This is a genomic window from Granulicatella sp. HMSC30F09, assembly GCF_001806915.1.
Classification (GTDB): domain Bacteria; phylum Bacillota; class Bacilli; order Lactobacillales; family Aerococcaceae; genus Granulicatella; species Granulicatella adiacens.
This window is the reverse complement of record NZ_KV786430.1, coordinates 35,441-53,380: the sequence shown is the minus strand read 5'-3', so window position 1 is coordinate 53,380 and position 17,940 is coordinate 35,441. Positions and strand designations below refer to the sequence as shown.

14 protein-coding genes and 1 other annotated feature are annotated in these 17,940 nt (G+C 40.3%); of the genes, 12 read left to right on the top strand and 2 right to left on the bottom strand.

Annotated features, from left to right (window positions below; translation table 11 throughout):
• The first annotated feature begins 428 nt into the window (after nt 1-428).
• Together HMPREF3103_RS07085 and HMPREF3103_RS07080 are read left to right on the top strand one after the other, a co-directional pair.
• Nucleotides 429-2,159 (top strand): ABC transporter ATP-binding protein, encoded by a 1,731-nt coding sequence (locus HMPREF3103_RS07085; protein ID WP_070438673.1) that lies wholly within the window; start codon nt 429-431, stop codon nt 2,157-2,159.
• A complete protein-coding gene (locus HMPREF3103_RS07080; RefSeq protein WP_070438670.1) occupies nt 2,156-3,901 on the top strand; it encodes an ABC transporter ATP-binding protein in 1,746 nt (581 codons plus the stop codon). Before HMPREF3103_RS07085 ends, HMPREF3103_RS07080 begins: the two co-directional genes overlap by 4 nt.
• Nucleotides 3,902-3,992: 91 nt before the next feature.
• On the opposite strand, the gene HMPREF3103_RS07075 is transcribed toward HMPREF3103_RS07080, so the two are convergent.
• A complete protein-coding gene (locus HMPREF3103_RS07075) occupies nt 3,993-5,942 on the bottom strand; it encodes an ABC-F family ATP-binding cassette domain-containing protein (protein WP_070438667.1) in 1,950 nt (649 codons plus the stop codon).
• Nucleotides 5,943-6,199: 257 nt separating this feature from the next.
• Between HMPREF3103_RS07075 and HMPREF3103_RS07070 the strand changes: the two genes are divergently transcribed.
• Both HMPREF3103_RS07070 and HMPREF3103_RS07065 read left to right on the top strand, forming a co-directional pair.
• On the top strand, nt 6,200-6,829 hold the full coding sequence (locus HMPREF3103_RS07070; RefSeq protein ID WP_039849269.1) for a redox-sensing transcriptional repressor Rex: 630 nt from the start codon (nt 6,200-6,202) through the stop codon (nt 6,827-6,829).
• 127 nt (nt 6,830-6,956) lie between these two features.
• Complete coding sequence (locus tag HMPREF3103_RS07065) at nt 6,957-7,346, top strand: DUF1310 family protein (protein WP_083278762.1); 390 nt, start codon at nt 6,957-6,959, stop codon at nt 7,344-7,346.
• Between the two features lie 74 nt (nt 7,347-7,420).
• On the opposite strand, the gene HMPREF3103_RS07060 is transcribed toward HMPREF3103_RS07065, so the two are convergent.
• Nucleotides 7,421-7,684, bottom strand: a complete 264-nt coding sequence (locus tag HMPREF3103_RS07060; protein WP_070438664.1) for a hypothetical protein — start codon at nt 7,682-7,684, stop codon at nt 7,421-7,423.
• 151 nt (nt 7,685-7,835) lie between these two features.
• On the opposite strand from HMPREF3103_RS07060, the gene groES reads away from it, so the two are divergent.
• The 8 genes from groES to HMPREF3103_RS07020 form a co-directional block, all read left to right on the top strand.
• Nucleotides 7,836-8,105 carry a co-chaperone GroES gene (gene groES, locus HMPREF3103_RS07055; protein WP_070438661.1) on the top strand — a complete coding sequence of 90 codons (270 nt, stop codon included), beginning with the start codon at nt 7,836-7,838 and terminating at the stop codon, nt 8,103-8,105.
• A gap of 14 nt (nt 8,106-8,119) precedes the next feature.
• Nucleotides 8,120-9,739 (top strand): chaperonin GroEL, encoded by a 1,620-nt coding sequence (groL, locus tag HMPREF3103_RS07050; protein ID WP_070438658.1) that lies wholly within the window; start codon nt 8,120-8,122, stop codon nt 9,737-9,739.
• Between the two features lie 507 nt (nt 9,740-10,246).
• Nucleotides 10,247-10,322 (top strand) — a sequence feature (ribosomal protein L21 leader region).
• A gap of 15 nt (nt 10,323-10,337) precedes the next feature.
• Nucleotides 10,338-10,646: a 50S ribosomal protein L21 gene (gene rplU, locus HMPREF3103_RS07045; RefSeq protein ID WP_005607264.1), complete on the top strand. Its 309-nt coding sequence runs from the start codon at nt 10,338-10,340 to the stop codon at nt 10,644-10,646.
• 5 nt (nt 10,647-10,651) lie between these two features.
• Complete coding sequence (locus tag HMPREF3103_RS07040; protein ID WP_070438655.1) at nt 10,652-10,984, top strand: ribosomal-processing cysteine protease Prp; 333 nt, start codon at nt 10,652-10,654, stop codon at nt 10,982-10,984.
• 22 nt (nt 10,985-11,006) lie between these two features.
• A complete protein-coding gene (gene rpmA / locus HMPREF3103_RS07035; protein WP_005607260.1) occupies nt 11,007-11,297 on the top strand; it encodes a 50S ribosomal protein L27 in 291 nt (96 codons plus the stop codon).
• Between the two features lie 361 nt (nt 11,298-11,658).
• On the top strand, nt 11,659-12,627 hold the full coding sequence (locus HMPREF3103_RS07030) for a class I SAM-dependent methyltransferase (RefSeq protein WP_083278761.1): 969 nt from the start codon (nt 11,659-11,661) through the stop codon (nt 12,625-12,627).
• Between the two features lie 53 nt (nt 12,628-12,680).
• A complete protein-coding gene (locus tag HMPREF3103_RS07025) occupies nt 12,681-13,871 on the top strand; it encodes an acetate/propionate family kinase (protein ID WP_070438650.1) in 1,191 nt (396 codons plus the stop codon).
• Between the two features lie 998 nt (nt 13,872-14,869).
• Nucleotides 14,870-17,940, top strand: a 3,071-nt coding sequence (locus HMPREF3103_RS07020; protein ID WP_168132851.1) for a GbpC/Spa domain-containing protein, incomplete at its 3' end; no start/stop codon positions are given.

Here is a 17,940-nt window from a genome sequence, read left to right as displayed (position 1 = left end):
TGATGAAGCTTAATTCAATCAGCTACTGCGTCACATTATATAAGTTCTTTAGTTACGGAATAAAATTCCTACGCTCCCTTTTGCGCATTTAATGCTATCCCACGTTATTGCTATTATAGAATCCGTAAGATTTTTCGTAATCAACTTTCTAATAAGCAAAAGTTGCCCAGTCTTCTAATGATTATTTACTCCACTACACTCAACGGTTAGGTTAAAAAAGGTTTTGTTGAGGATGGAAAAATGAGATGTATCGTTTATGATACGTATTAAAAATGATGCATCTTTAGGAAATTAAAAGTGAATGTCACATTTTTGTTACGTAACATAATTGTTACATCTTTTATAATCAAAAACAGGAAGCGAGGGGTTCTGCTTTTGCACGGCATAAATTGTGATACAATGAAAGTACTATTGATGTAAAAGGAAGTATGATTGTGAATCGATTAAAACCTTATTTAAAGCCATATCTAAAGGAGACGATATTGGCACCTCTATTCAAATTATTCGAAGCAATTTTGGAGTTATTAGTGCCGCTAATTATGGCGGTCATCATTGACAAAGGGATTGGAAACCAAGATCCCTCTTTAATCCTTGGTCAAGGTGCCATTTTAATCGTCCTTGGAATTTTCGGGGTCGTCGTGTCCATTACGGCCCAATATTATGCAGCTAAAGCGGCGACTGGATTTACGGCCGATGTGAGACAGGCGCTTTTTTCAAAAATTCAATACTTCAGTTTTTCGCAACTCGATGCGCTGGGAAATGACACTTTACTGACGCGTTTGACGAGCGATATGAATCTTGTGCAAAATGGGTTAAACATCGCGCTTCGTTTGTTGCTACGTTCACCGTTTATCGTTGGTGGGGCGATCGTGATGGCGTTTGTCGTGAATGTGGAAATGGCGTGGACGTTTGCCATTACGGTGCCGATTTTAGCAGTCGTTGTATTCGGAATTATTTATTGGACGATTCCAATGTATCGCCGTGTTCAAGGGCAACTAGATCGTATTATGCGTCTCGTGCACGAGAATTTACTAGGCGTTCGTGTGATTCGAGCATTTAACCGTGAAGAAAAAGAAATTCAGTCGTTTAGAGAAGATACCGAAGCATTGAATCAGGCGCAGCAAAAGGTGAGTGCTCTATCAGGAGCTATGAATCCTATTACGTTTGTGATTGTGAATGTAGCGCTTATCGTCATTTTATATAGTGGAGCGATAAAAGTGGATACAGGAACGTTGTCAAAAGGGGACGTCATCGCTTTAACAAACTATATGTCACAAATTCTAGTGGAGCTTGTAAAATTAGCCAATCTTATCGTGTTAATGACGAAATCCGTTGCGAGTGCTGAGCGTATCGACAATATTTTATCGATGGAACCGGATATGGTCGAAGGCACCCAAGATGTCAATCCAGATAGCGATGTAGCAGTGGCGTTTAAAGACGTGACGTTGACATATCAAGGAGACCAAAATGCAGCGCTCAACCATATTTCATTTACCGCGTTGAAAGGCCAAACTATCGGCGTTATCGGGGGGACTGGTAGCGGGAAATCGTCTCTTGTGAATATGATTCCTCGTTTCTATGATGCGACAGAAGGGAAAGTTGAAGTATTCGGCAATGACGTTCGTGACTACCGTTTTGCTTCGATTCGTGGGGCGGTCGGAATGGTCTTGCAAAAGGCGCAACTCTTCCGTGGAACGATTGCCGACAATGTCCGTTTTGGAAATGCATCTGCTTCAAGTGAAGTCGTAGAACAGGCACTCGGTGTCGCTCAAGCCAGCGAATTTGTTGAAACGAAAGAAGGCGGACTGGATTATGGCATCGAACAAAATGGACGCAACTTATCCGGTGGGCAAAAACAACGGATGACGATTGCCCGTGCGATTGCTAAACAAGCACCGATTTTAATTTTAGATGATAGTGCTTCGGCTTTAGACTTTGCGACCGATGCAAAATTACGTGAGGCCATCAAGAACCAAACGCCATGTCCAACAACCTTTATCGTGTCGCAACGGGCGGCTTCAGTGCAGTACGCGGACTTAATCCTCGTGTTAGACGAAGGGAATCTGGTCGGCAAGGGCACACATGAAGAGCTATTAGCAAACAACGAAATTTATCAAGAAATTTACTATTCACAATTTCCAAAGGAGGATGAAGCATGAGACAGACAACTCAATGGGAAACGATTCGTAAAGTCCTCCGCTACATCCGTCGCTACCGTATCTACTTTGTAGCGTCCATTCTTTTGGCAAGTGTGAATGTATTTGGGACGTTAATGATTCCAAAATTAGTCGGGGAAGCCGTGGACCAAATGCTGGACACCGGGCAAGTCTTCTATGAAGGACTATTTGCCATCCTATGGCAGATTGCACTTTTTACGGCCATGGCAGCTATTGCGCAGTGGTTTATGAACCTCAGCAATAACAAGATGACGTACTCGGTTGTACGTGACCTTCGAAGAGACGCGCTTGAAAAAATCGAGACATTACCGCTCAGTTATTTAGATATTCATCCAGCTGGAGAAATCGAGAGCCGTATCATCGCGGATGCGGATCAATTTGCAGATGGATTACTAATGGGATTCACGCAGTTATTCACGGGTGTGATGACGATACTAGGAACCTTAGTGTTTATGCTGAGCGTGAATGTGACATTGACGCTTGTGGTAGTGGTGATAACGCCAGTATCCTTTGTAATGGCCAGCTTTGTCGCAAAAAAATCCTATCATTTCTTTAAACAACAATCGGAAATTCGTGGAGACCAAACCGCCTATATGAATGAGATGATTGAGGGGACACGAGTGGTCACAGCCTTCCAGCAACAAGAGAAAGTCATCGAGGACTTCTCAGCGATTAATAAAGACCTAACAGATGTATCGCTTAAGGCTATTTTCTTCTCGAGCATTACCAATCCGGCAACGCGCTTTGTTAATAGCATCGTCTATACCAGTGTGGGTGTGTTCGGAGCGTTCTTCGTGATTAGCGGTGGCGTGACGGTCGGTCAATTATCAGCCTTCCTCAGTTACGCCAACCAATATACGAAACCATTCAATGAAATCTCAGGGGTTATTACCGAACTTCAAAATGCGATTGCTTGTGCCAACCGTGTATTTGAACTGTTGGAACAACCGTCTGAACGTCCAGAACGAGAAGGTGCGGTCTCTCCTGAAACCTTTGATGGAGCGGTGGAATTTAGCCATGTGGACTTCTCTTATGTGAAAGGCCAACCGCTGATTGAAGACTTCTCGCTGGATGTCAAACCAGGGCAACGCGTGGCGATTGTCGGTCCAACCGGAAGTGGGAAGACGACGTTAATTAACTTATTGATGCGTTTCTATGAGATTACTAGTGGGAAATTAGCCATCGATGGCCATTCGATTGAAGGCATCGCCCGTCATTCACTGCGTAATGGATTTGGAATGGTGCTTCAAGAAACATGGCTTCAAACAGGAACTGTCCGTGAAAATATCACGATGGGGAAACCGACGATTAGCGAAGAAGAGATGATTCGTATCGCTAAACTCTGTCATATTCATGGATTCGTCAGCCGTCTGCCGCAAGGGTATGATACGGTGATTTCGGATGACGGTGGGGATTTCTCACAAGGGCAAAAACAATTGCTCTGCATCGCGCGTGTCATGATGGAACAACCGAATATGCTGATTCTCGATGAAGCAACGTCTTCCATCGATACGCGTACCGAGTTGAAGATTCAAGAAGCCTTCCAACATTTGATGGAAGGGCGCACGAGCTTTATTGTGGCGCACCGCTTGTCGACGATTCGTACAGCCGATATGATTCTCGTTTTAAAAGACGGACATGTCATTGAAAAAGGAAATCATGCCAGCTTGATGGAGCAACGTGGGTTTTACTACAATCTCTATCAAAGTCAGTGGAAACATTAAACTAAAAAGAAGCGTAGACTCTATAAAAAGGGTCTACGCTTCTTTGAATGGCTGAAAGTAGAAAATTATCATATATGATAATTTCAAACGATTATTGATTGAATTCTTCTAAAGCTAGTGAAGCTTCTTCCCATTCGGCGAGAAGGGTTTCTTGGCGATCAAGAAGGGCGCCTTCTTCGGTTGAGAGGGTGGCAGATTTATCTGGATCGGAATAGTTTTCCTCCAGTGTCATGGCCTCGTGGACTTTTTCTAACGCTGTTTCGATATCGTGCATTTCGGTTTCGAGTTGCTCGATACGTCGAGTGAGCGTGCGGATTTGACGTTGCTCTTCTTTAGAGGCGTGATAGCTAGCTTTGGCTTCTGTCATCGGCTGAGCGCTTGTTGCTTCAGCACTCTTGGCTTCTTGCAGTGCGGCGAGTTCTTCTTTTTCTTGTTTTTTTTCGAGATAGTAGTCGTAGTCGCCAAGGTAGAGTGTGCTTCCTGTTTCTTCGATTTCAAGAATGGCCGTTGCGACCTTGTTGATAAAGAAACGGTCATGGGATACGAAACAAATCGTACCATCGTAGTCGATGAGGGCATCCTCCAATACTTCTTTACTGTCGATATCCAAGTGGTTGGTTGGTTCGTCGAGCAGTAGGAAATTATCATGCTCCAGTGACAATTTGCAAAGGGCTAGTCGGGCTTTTTCACCCCCACTGAGTTGAGCGGTTGTTTTTTCAACATCACTTCCGGAGAATAGGAAACTTCCAAGAATCGAACGCACATCTTTTTCAGGCATCGTTGAATGACGAGACCAAAGCTCTTCTAGAACTGTTTGGTTGGTAGAGAGGCCAGCCAAGTTTTGGTCATAGTAACCAACTTGAACGCCAGCTCCTAAGTCAATCGATCCTTTGATTAAAGGAAGTTCACCCGTAATCGACTTCAAGAGGGTTGATTTCCCAATTCCGTTAGGCCCTACAATCGCGATGGCTTCACGCTTGCGAAGTTGGAAGGAAATCGGACCGCTCAAGGCTTCGTGGTCGTAACCGATATAAGCATCGTTTACTTGTAATACTTGGTTTCCGGATTCGCGTTCCACTGTAAATTCAAATCGAGCAGAGCGCTGATCTCCTTTTGGTTTCTCCAATCGTTCCATTTTCTCTAATTTTTTACGACGGGATTGCGCACGTTTTGTAGTTGAGGCGCGCACCAAGTTCTTCGCGATGAATTCTTCTAAGTCGTGAATTTCTTGTTGCTGCTTCTCGTAAGCTTTTTGCTTGAGTAAATAGCGTTGTTCACGTTCCTCTAAATAGTGCGAGTAGTTTCCTTTGTAATATTCACAGGCTTTATGGCTGATTTCGTAAACTTCATTACACACGCGATCTAAGAAATATTGGTCGTGGGATACGATCACAAGAGCGCAATTGGAAGAGCGTAAATAATCCTCTAGCCATGTTAAGGTTTCAATATCCAGGTGGTTCGTCGGTTCGTCTAAAATCAGTAAATCGTGTTTCTCTAATAAAATACGCGCTAAGGCTAACCGAGTTCGTTGACCACCAGAGAGCGATTGAATCGGTTGGTCGTAGTCTTCTGGATAGAAACGGAATCCATGAAGTACGGTACGGATTTCGGATTCGTATCCATACGCGTTCTTTTGGTTCAATTCTTCTTGCAGTTGGTCATAGCGTTTTAAGGCGAGTTCGTAGGCTACGGGGTCTCCAAGAAGGTCAGGATCACCGAGTTGCTCAGCTGCTTTTTGTGCTTGTTTCTTCAAAATTTCTACGTCTTCGTAGAGATGAATCATCTCTTCCCAAACGGTTTTCGTTGAATCGATGGCCGCATATTGGTCTAAGTAACCGATGGATAGGTCTTTTTTCTTTGAGACACTTCCCATTGAAGGTTCTTCGATACCCGCCAACATTTTTAAGAGCGTTGATTTTCCAGTACCATTACGCCCAACGATGGCAATCCGCGAATTTTCTTGAATATGAATCGTAATATTTTCAAATAGGACTTCATCTGCAAAAGTTCGAGCGAGTCCTTGTCCTTGTAGTAGTATCATGATAGGTCCTTTCAGTGAGTATTCATCTCATTTTATCATAAAAAAGAGGTGGACAATATTGAAAAGAATTCAAGATTGTTTTCACATTCACAAACAACAGGTTGTGAATAAAATCGTACAAGTATTGCTGTATATAAGCGGATTTTATAGGAGTAAGTGAGGAGCAAACAAAGTATTTGTGAAAATTCATATCGTTGTGATAGAATACGCATGGATGTAAAAGAAAAGGAGTCTTAGACATGAAAGATTATAAAGAAATGAAAGAAATTGAAGTGCCACGTGCAACTGCAAAACGTTTGGCCATTTATCATCGTTATTTACGTTTCTTGCATGATGCAGGAAAACGTCGTATTTCATCAACAGAATTAAGTGAAGCTGTAAAAGTAGATAGCGCAACAATTCGTCGTGATTTTTCTTATTTTGGAGCTTTAGGAAAACGTGGATATGGATATGATGTAGAGTACTTATTAGAATTCTTCAGCCATACATTAAACCAAGATCGCTTAACAAATGTAGCTTTAGTAGGTGTTGGTAAATTAGGACAAGCGTTACTAAACTACAATTTCCACCAAAGCAACAATGTTCGAATCAGTGCAGCATTTGATGTGAACCCTGATATCGTCGGAACGATTCAAACAGGAGTACCTGTGTATAGCATGGATGAAATGATTGAACAATTAAAAGTTCAACAAATTCAAGTAGCGATTCTAACGGTTCCTCAAGATGTAGCTCAAGATACAGCAGATCGTATTGTAGAAGCAAATGTTCGAGGCATTTTAAACTTCACACCAATTCGATTAAACGCTCCAGAAAACGTTCGAGTTCAAAACGTAGACTTAACAAACGAACTTCAAACTCTAATCTACTTTTTGGACAATCAAAAATAATCAGTTGAAAGGCATCCGTAAAGGGTGTCTTTTTTGTATGACAAAGAGAGTATTCAGAAATGAGGAAATTCATGATATACTATACAAAACAAGTAGAACCTTTAAATGTAAAGGGAGGCTGGGAATAATGATGAAGAAATTCAGTAGTGGAATGCTTGGAATCGTTGCGGTAATCGCGTTAATCATCGGTGGATTTGTAACGTGGAATCTAGTGAAAAAGCATGAAATGGTCACTTTAGTTCAAAGTGCGCAAGTGAGAGAATTTATTGAGAATCAATTAAAAGATCTAGATCATAAAGCGTTAGAAGAAGGTGGCGCTATTGAGTCCTATGAAATTGATGTTGAGTCTATTCAGCATAACCCTATGGGAGGAATTAACTTTAAAATATACTTAAACTCCGATAAAAAATTAAGCGTGAGTTTTAGTTTGACTAAAAATCTGAATACAGGACAATTCGAACATTCCTCAACGGGATACTCAAAGGAAGTCTCTGACTTGATAAAAAATAGGCAGTAAGAAATAAGAGCTTTTCATCTAAAATAAGATTTAAAAAACATAAAAAGCACTAATCGAATGCGTTTATGCAGTGATTAGTGCTTTTCTTCTGGATCTTTATCGTCTAGAGGGTCATCATCCATTTGGAAATCTTCCATGATATTAGCCAGTTTCTTTAATTCATTGTACGTTCGAAGCATATTAATACTAGTTACGATACTGTTGGTTGCAAATAAGCAACAGAATAAGGTCACAAAATCAAATCCATTTCCAGGATAATGAGAGGTTGCTAGAAAGATAAAGAAGACAGCTAATGCAATTTCAAAATAGAGTTTTCTAAAGAAAATTTTTCTAGGCATTACAATCATCCTTTCTTGTCAAAATCTTACATAATTCTTGAGAAATAAGCAAGTATTTATTCTTGATTTTTCCTGACCAAATGAGTATTATAAAACTATGAGTTAGCACTCATGGTTTTCGAGTGCTAAAAAAGAGTAAGGAGGATTTTATATGTTAAAGCCTTTAAAAGATAGAGTTGTTATTCAAATGGTAGAGCAAGAAGAAAAAACGGCTGGTGGATTATTCCTACCAACCACTGCTCAAGAAAAATTACAATTTGCAAAAGTAATCGCAACAAGCGAATTCACTGCTTCAGAAGACCGTCAAGTGTCGGTTGGCGATAAAGTTGTATTTGAAAAATATTCAGGAACAGAAGTAAAATTAGATGGTCAAGAATATATCATCGTGAAAGAAAAAGACATTATCGCAATTGTTGAATAAAGGGGGATACAATTATGGTGAAAGATATTAAATTTGCAGAAGACGCAAGAAGTGCCATGCTTCGCGGTGTGGACGTTTTAGCAAACACAGTAAAAGTAACATTAGGACCAAAAGGACGTAATGTCGTATTAGAAAAAGCATTCGGGTCTCCACTCATTACAAATGATGGGGTCACAATCGCCAAAGAAATCGAATTAGAAGATCACTTCGAAAACATGGGTGCAAAACTCGTAGCTGAAGTGGCTTCAAAAACAAATGATATTGCCGGTGACGGTACAACAACAGCGACTGTTTTAACACAAGCCATCGTTCGTGAAGGATTGAAAAACGTAACAGCTGGAGCAAACCCAGTAGGCATTCGTCGAGGGATTGAACTTGCGACAAAAGCGGCGGTTGAAGAATTACACCGCATTTCTCGTCCAGTAGAATCAAAAGAAGCCATCGCACAAGTGGCGGCTATTTCTTCAGGTTCAGCTGAAGTCGGAGAATTAATCGCTGAAGCTATGGAAAAAGTAGGTAACGACGGCGTTATCACAATCGAAGAATCTAAAGGGATTGAAACAGAATTAGATGTTGTAGAAGGAATGCAATTTGACCGTGGTTACTTATCACAATACATGGTAACTGATAACGACAAGATGATTGCAACTTTAGATAATCCATTTATCTTGATCACAGATAAAAAAGTGTCAAACATCCAAGAAATCATTCCATTATTAGAACAAATTGTTCAACAAGGACGTGCGTTATTAATCATCGCGGATGACGTGGATGGCGAAGCTTTACCAACACTAGTATTAAACAAATTACGCGGAACATTTAACGTGGTAGCTGTAAAAGCTCCAGGATTCGGTGACCGTCGTAAAGCGATGTTAGAAGATATCGCTGTGTTAACAGGAGCTCAAGTCATTACAGAAGACCTTGGCTTAGAATTAAAAGACGCAACATTAGCGCAATTAGGGACAGCTGGTAAAGTTGTGGTTTCTAAAGACAGCACTACAATCGTGGAAGGCGCAGGTTCTAAAGACTTAATCGCGAACCGTGTTGCTTTAATTCGCGCACAAGCACAAGATACAACAAGTGATTTTGACCGTGAAAAATTACTTGAACGTCTTGCTAAGTTATCAGGTGGGGTTGCCGTAATTAAAGTCGGTGCCGCTACTGAAACAGAATTAAAAGAGAAAAAACTTCGCATTGAAGATGCCTTAAACGCAACTCGCGCAGCGGTTGAAGAAGGTATCGTTTCAGGTGGGGGAACAGCCCTTGTGAACGTTCAAAAAGTAGTAGATGCTCTTGAATTAGAAGGAGACCTAGCTACAGGTGCGAAAATCGTATCTCGTTCATTAGAAGAACCATTACGTCAAATCGCAGAAAATGCCGGCCTTGAAGGTTCAGTCATTGTTGCTCGTTTGAAATCTGAAGAAAAAGGCATTGGATACAATGCTGCTACAGATGAATGGGTAAACATGATTGAAGCAGGTATTGTTGACCCAACGAAAGTAACACGTTCTGCACTACAAAATGCTGCATCTGTTTCAGCATTATTATTAACAACAGAAGCTGTGGTAGCTGATAAACCAGCTCCAGTAGCGCCACCAATGCCAGGGATGGATCCGGGTATGGGCATGATGTAATCAAAGGAAGAGGGGTGAAAGTTTTTCACCCCTCTTTTTCTTTTTATAACAAAACACCGCAAGGTGCTCCCCGACAAAAGTGAACGAAGTTCAAAACTCCAAACACTGAAGGATTTATTTATAATAGCTGTAATGGGGTACCGTCTCGAGTCTGTAGTCTCTCGACTTTAAAGCCTCAAAATGGTCGTACGGAATAAATTCCTACGACCATTAATTCGCATTTAATACGATTTCCCATTACTGCTATTATAAAATCCTTCGTGTTTTCCGTTTTGAACACTTTTTTTAGCAGTTTTGAACTGTTTTATAAAAAGAGGATGGAATAGAAATGGTGGGTGAAACTTCGAACACTGAAGGGTTTATTTATAGTAACTGCAATGAGGCACCGGCTTGAGCCTCTAGTCTCTCACCTCAAAAGCTTCAAAAGGAACATACGGAGATGCTAGTCACAATGGTTGACGGGGGCGTACATTTTTGCTAAAATAGTCGTGTTTTAATTGTGAAGCACCACAGCTACAACCGCTCGGATTAGAGTACAAAAGACCGGAATCGGCACTTTAAACTGGCGAGTCTTAGTCTAAAATATAGGAGGTGCAATATGTACGCAATCGTAAAAACTGGTGGAAAACAAGTTAAAGTTGAAGTTGGTCAAGCAATCTACGTTGAAAAATTAAACGCAGAAGCTGGCGACAAAGTAACTTTCGAAGAAGTAGTATTTGTAGGTGGAGATGACGTTAAAGTTGGTGCTCCATTCGTAGCAGGTGCAACTGTTGAAGGAACTGTTGAAAAACAAGGCCGTCAAAAGAAAGTTGTAACTTTCAAATACAAACGTCGTAAAGACTCACACCGTAAACAAGGTCACCGTCAACCTTATACAAAAGTTGTTATTGACGCAATCAACGCTTAATCACGATGATTCAAGTGACTGTACACAAAAAGAACCAGCGAATTGTTTCCTTTGAAATGACTGGACATGCAAACTATAGTGAACATGGTTCGGATATCGTTTGCGCAGGGGTATCGGCTCTCGCCATTACAACTGTGAACAGCATAGAGAAGTTAGCAGGATATCAACCGATTGTCGAAGTCGACGAGGTTGAAGGTGGTTACTTATACATGGAAGTTGTAGAGGACTTGACGAAAGACCAAGAACATACAACTCAAATTTTATTAAATAGTCTATTACTAGGGTTAGAAGATATTCAATCAGAATATCAAGACTTTCTAGCTGTAACTGTTGCATAATCAATCAAGGAGGTGCACAACTATGTTAAAAGTGAATTTACAATTATTCGCCCATAAAAAAGGGGGCGGTTCTACATCAAACGGACGTGACTCACAAGCAAAACGTTTAGGTGCTAAACGTGCTGATGGACAATTCGTTTCAGGTGGTTCAATCTTATTCCGCCAACGTGGAACAAAAATCCATCCAGGTGAAAACGTAGGTAGAGGTGGAGACGATACTTTATTTGCTAAAGTTGACGGAATCGTACGTTTCGAACGTAAAGGCCGTGACAAAAAACAAGTATCAGTTTATCCAGTAGTTGCTGCTGAATAATAATGAGTAGGATGTGACATTCAGTCACATCTTTTTTTTTAGGAAATTTGAGAAGTGACAAAACTACTGCGAACTTTCCAGATTTCTCTATAATTGCTATACTAGCTGTATCGGAGGAAGTCTTGCGTCTTCCTTCCTCTCAAGCTTCAAACTGACTCTAGGAAATGAATTTCCAGAGTCAGTCATTCACATTGAGTACAATCGCTAGTATTTCTATTATAGAATCTGAACGTTCTTCGTAGTTTTGTTAGCAAAAAATGTGAATGAACCTATTTCATATTATTCAAAGCAGAGAAATTCTTAAAAAATAGAAGGAGGGATTTTTATCGAAGCGGGAAAAGAAATTCAAGCGTTCGAGGAATTGGCCAAAGCAGTGGAGCTACTTCAACAAGAAATCGGTTATTCGAATGTAGAGGCTCTTGGTGAGACGTTACAAAATATCGTTAATAACAACACTGCGCAACAAGTCGAAGGCCTGCCAAGGAACGAAGTGGTCCAAGAATTAAACAAAGCGTATAAACAATTAGATTTAACAAGCTATTCGAGTGAAGAAATTCGCCGGATGATTCAATTCGCGTTCTTGAAAGCTGCTAAAGAAGATGGCTTACAAACCAACCATCAAATGACTCCGGATGCGATTGGCTTACTCGTGGCGTATATGATTGACCAAATGACGAAGAAAGACGAGACGCTACAAATTGCGGACTTTGCGGCAGGAAGTGGGAACTTACTAAGTACAATTCTGTTATTCCTACAATCTGCTGGTAAAACTGCCCAAGGGACGGCTGTTGATAATGATGAAGTACTCGTTCATTTAGCCTTACAAGCATTTGCGTTAGAGCAGTTGGATGTGAAGACTTCCTTACAAGATGGCTTGCAAGATTCACTCGTGGATCCGCAAGACTTCGTAGTGAGTGATTTACCAGTCGGCTACTATCCAGTGGATGCGAACGCCGCACGTTTTGAGACAAAAAATGAAGAAGGGCATTCTTTTGCCCATCATTTACTCATTGAACAGCACGTTCGCTATTTGAAGGAAGCAGGAATCGGCTTATTCATCGTTCCGACTAATCTATTTGAGACTGTCGAAGGGGAAACGTTACTGGCTTACTTGCAAAGGGAAACATATGTACAAGCAATGCTCGCATTCCCACGTAATTTATTTAAAGATGTTCAGTTTAGTAAGTCTTTACTCATTGTACAAAAACGAGGGAGATCCGCTAAACAAGTGAGCCAAGTCCTTCTAGGGGATATCCCAGAATTTAAAAACAGAGAAAAATTCAGAAAATTCACTCTAACATTCGAAAAATGGGCACAAGAAATGTTATAATGAATCCGTTAGACCCAGATGCGGGCTTAATTTTAAATTAAAGGAGAATGTGCATGTCAAAATCAATCGCGATTAATGCAGGAAGTTCAAGCTTGAAATTCCAATTATTTAATATGCCACAAGAAGAAGTGGTGGCTAAAGGGTTAGTAGAACGTATCGGATTAGGAGATTCAATCTTCTCAATTAGCTATGGAGACGACCAAAAATTTGAAGTGGTAGAAGATATTCCAAACCACGAAGTTGCGGTAGAAAAATTATTAGAACAATTAGTAGCTTTAAACATTATTTCTTCATTCGACGAAATCACTGGTGTGGGTCACCGTGTCGTTGCTGGGGGAGAATTATTCAAAGATTCAGCTTTAGTAGATGATACTGTTATCCAACAAGTAGAAGACTTAGCAGAATTTGCTCCACTACACAACAAAGCAGAAGCTGTAGGAATGCGCGCATTCAAACACATCTTACCAGACATTACAAGTGTTGCTGTATTCGATACTTCATTCCATACAACAATGCCTAAAAAAGCTTATTTATACAGCATTCCAATGGAATACTACAAAAAATTCAAAGCTCGTAAATACGGAGCTCACGGAACAAGCCACCGTTACGTTTCACGCCGCGCTGCTGAAATGTTAGGTAAACCAATTGAAGAATTAAAAATTATCACTTGCCACTTAGGAAACGGTGCTTCAATTACTGCGGTTGATGGCGGAAAATCTGTAGATACATCTATGGGATTCACTCCACTTGCAGGGGTTACAATGGGAACACGTTCTGGAGATATCGATGCTTCATTAGTAGCGTTCCTAATGAACAAATTAAACATTACAGACGTTAATGAAATGGTTGACATCTTAAACAAAAAATCAGGTCTATTAGGCCTTTCAGGTGTATCAAGCGACATGCGTGACGTTGAAGCTGCAAGTGCAACAAACGAAGATGCTAAAGTTGCAGTAGAAATTTTCGTTGACCGTGTTCAAAAATACATTGGACAATATGTTGCTGTTATGAACGGTGTGGACGCTATCGTCTTCACTGCTGGTATCGGTGAAAACTCTAAGACAATTCGTGCTCGTATCATCGACGGTTTAACTTGGTTCGGTTGCGATATCGATCCTGAGCGTAACGATACTCGTTCAGAAGCAATCATTTCTTCTGAAGGTGCGAAAGTTACAGTATTAAATATCCCAACTAATGAAGAGGTTGAGATTGCGCGTGACATCGAACGTTTACGCAAAAAATAATAAATGAACCGAAGGTTCCGTTCTTAAAAGAAATTACAAATTCCTGCGGGATATTTTATAGTGGTTGGCTGAAAGGCACCGGCTCGAGCCTGTAGTCTCTCACCTACCACATTCAAAGGCTCTCTTGGCGATAAATCGCTGAGAGAGCCTATTTCATTATGGTTGCAATTTCTTACAGCAACCACTATAAACCCGCAGGATTCTCCATTTCTTTTAAGAACAAAATGTGCTTATGATTGTGTAAATCCTTCTCAGTTGAATAGGTGACAAGGAGTGTGGTAGTGGAGAGCGGCTCGAGCCTGTAGTCTCTCACCTATCGAATTCAAAGAGCCCCATGGCGGATAACCCGCTGTGGGGCTCTAATTCATTTCGATTCTTCTTTCCTACTATGACTACTATAAAATCCAAAGGTTTTTAGTTTCTCGTTTTCAGGTGCTTATGATTGCGTAAAGCTTTCTCAGATTAATACGCGACAAGTGCTTTTGGAGGAGGGTGTAAATCCTCCTCAGTGAGTACGTGACAAGTGCCTTGAAAGGAGATTGCATAAATCTTTCTCAGTAGAATACTCGACAAGTGTTTTTGAAGTTAGGGGTAAATCCTTCTCAGTTAACTAAGAGACAAGTGTTTTTGGGAAAAATGGAAAGAGTTTTGGATTAAAAGGGTTCTATATATTTTTAAGATGGGTGGGAAATTTCCGTTAACCTTAAAAATTATGGAACCTTTTTTATGCTGTAAGCAAAGTATTTCTTATTTTAAAGGCATTTGTACTAAAATGGGACTGTTAGTGTTTTCGAAGATTTGGTGAAAATAATTTATTTTGTGTAATGATTCATTGAATTTTTTAAAAACAGTTTCACTTTCTTAAAGTGAATGAATCACATATATATTTTATTCGGGATTGGGGGAACTGGATTGAATCATAAAAGGTAGGATGAGAATCAGGGTATTGATTCGATGGGGATTATTTTAAAAATAGTATAGAAATGGGAGGAAATCACTTGAAAAGTTATAAAGAAATGTTAGGGAAAAAAGAAAAATTTTCGATTAGAAAAACCACTTTAGGTGTTTTTTCAATCATGATTGGGGTAAATTTACTACTTCTTCCCGGAGTTGCTGCGGATGAAGTTCCTTCAGAACAAGTTACGCCAACGACTTCAGCTAGCGAAACGACGGAAATGGAATATAGAGAATCCGTTGCCAGACCAGAACCTGGCGAATCTTTAAACGATCAACCAAATCAAGGAAGACCAAATTTCGAACCGGTGAGTCCAGAAGATCAGGAGAAAGATCGTACGAATACTCCGCGTATTCCTGAAGATAATCGGGAACATCCAGAGTCCAATGAGTATACAAATGTAGGGGTAAGTGATCCTCGAAATGTAGAGGTCAAAGGAGCCACTAAACGCCTTGTTTTGAATGATATTCCAAATAGTGGGTTATCGAGTGCTTATTATAATGCCATTGAGAAAGCGAAAAAAGCTGGATTTGAAATTGAATATACCGATCGCGTAGTCGGACGTTCCGACGATATTTCGGGAGAATCTTCATATGAAGCTAATATCATTGAAAATTTCATTGAAAATAATCGAGAAAGATTACAAAATTATAAAAAGAATCGCATTTCAAATCGTCTACAGTATGAACGTGAATCGAAAGAACATGAATATGCTACGGAAGATTTTCAAAGTTACCAATTTGAAGGAAACGACCTACGACAAGCTGTGAACAATCAAACGGTGATTCGCGGGTATGAATACGGGGCTAAAACAATCGTGACCGCTTCAGAATATTATCCTGCAGAAGCTGTAAAATATATTAATAGTTTAGACGAATTGAGCTTTAAAAATGTGCAAACAACGACGAATGCTCCTGAAGAACATTCAAATGGACAAGTTGCCGTATTAAAACAAGGACAACCGGTCACCGTTTCTGAACGAGGATTGGAAGGTACGTATTTAACCGTTGATGGAGAACGCAAGCAAGTGACTCGAATGGATCATGAGTATACATTGGTCAGCTCCCCTTACGAAGATCAAAAAGCGTTACTTTGGATTAAAAATGTAGGTGGAAAACTCAGTGTGACAGCTGGGGCAGACCGTGTAACGGATAAGCCTTTAACGATTAATGTGAAGATTCGTTATTATGACGAAAATGGACACGAAATTGTGAATAATACAGGAAGCAATTTATATGCGATTAGTGATTTAACGCACGGTACTAGTCGTAAAGTTTTAGACAGCTATACTCCTACTGGATTAGTGGCGCGTATTCAATACAATGATCAAATTGAAGATCAATATATGAACTATTCTCAAGCATATACGTCACAGTGGAGTGTCTATCGTCGAGACGAAAATCAAAAAGTAACGTTCCACCGAGTGCAAGGATGGACAGAAACACATACACCAATCTTAGGCGATGAAATAACAGAAGAAGTCATTCCTGAAACAGATGCTCAAGGAGTCGTCAAAGGCCATTATCATATTAGTAGAGATAAGGGATATGAGCATGTGGTTTATGTTCCTGTATTTAATTATGAACAAATAGATGAAAAGAAATCTGTGACAATTGGGGAACAAGATGAAATTGTTCCGATTCCAGGGTCTTCTATTACACGCCAAGGAAATGAATTATATTCAGTTGGCGATAATATGCATGTGGAAAACGGATCTCATTTCCACTATGCAGGTGATAGTCTTGATAAATACGGATGGCAGTATAGCCGAAGAACCAAGTATTATGGAACGGTAGCTGTCGCAAGCAAAACGAATCAATTTACTTTCAGCACGACCTTTGGGAAAACTGGAGAATACGTCTCAATGGATCTAAACTACGATACATTAGATGTTCCAACGCCAGAAGGGGATGAAACAGATCCGGATGAATTGATTAGTGTTCCGAAAGTACAAACAACAAGATGGATTGCGGAAGTTCCTAATAAGGTCTTGAAAAAGACGGAATACCATCAACATATCACCTATGCGGATGATACGGGTCGAGAAATTGCGCCAAGCAATGTACAGACGTTCACTAAATTAAAAGTAGAAGATCTAGAACATCATTCTAGCTCTAATTACTATTTTGATGGACTATTAACAAAAGCCGAACAGGAAGAATTATATCGAAATTTCCATGAAAATGGGGAGTTATTTATTACTCGAAACGGAGAGCGAGTCAATGCGAAAGAGAGTAATGATGTGTATGAATATTATAATTATCGTCCGAACAGCGAAGGAGTATTAGAACGGGTAGGAGAAAAACGTCAGATTGTTGGTTTAGTGACAAAAGAAGTTCCTCATCCAAGAGTATCTGGATGGAAACCGACTCGTTGGAAAGCAGCCTATCCATTTTATGGGGTAACGAATGCGTACTGGCCTGAGTCAGCGAATTTAATGGAAGATTATAAGAAAAAAATTCCAGCACAATGGACTGGAAAAAATGTTGAAGTCGCAGGTGGAGAAGGTGTTGAAATGGGTGATGGAAGTCAAACGGTTCTATACCATGTTATTTACACTCAATCAACAGAAAGAGAGTCTACTCGTTTTGTTACCGTTCAAGACGGTACTGAAGTGGAAATTTCTCCAACGCTTGAAGGCGTTCACGAAGCGCCAGCCTTCTTACAAGGTGAAAAATACCATTATAATGGTATTACGACTACAGTTTCTGGGGTAACCACGCATTACTATGATTTAGTAACAGGCGATAAACCTCCAGTTGAGCCAAACCAAAAAGAAGAAAAAGCGGTGACGCGCTTTGTAACGATTCAAAATGAACAAGAAGTCGAAGTAGCCGAAACGGTCGAAGGAACTCAACCAGCTCCAACGTTCTTACAAGGAGAGAAATATCACTTCAATAAACAGACGAAAACGGAAAATGGTATTACCACTCACTACTATGATTTAGTAACAGGAGACAAACCAGCTGTTGAGCCAAACCAAAAAGAGGAAAAAGCGGTGACCCGTTTTGTGACGCTTCAAGGCACACAAGAAGTGGAAGTAGCACCAACTGTCGAAGGAACGCAAGCTGCACCAACGTTTTTACAAGGCGAAAAATACTACTTCAATAAACA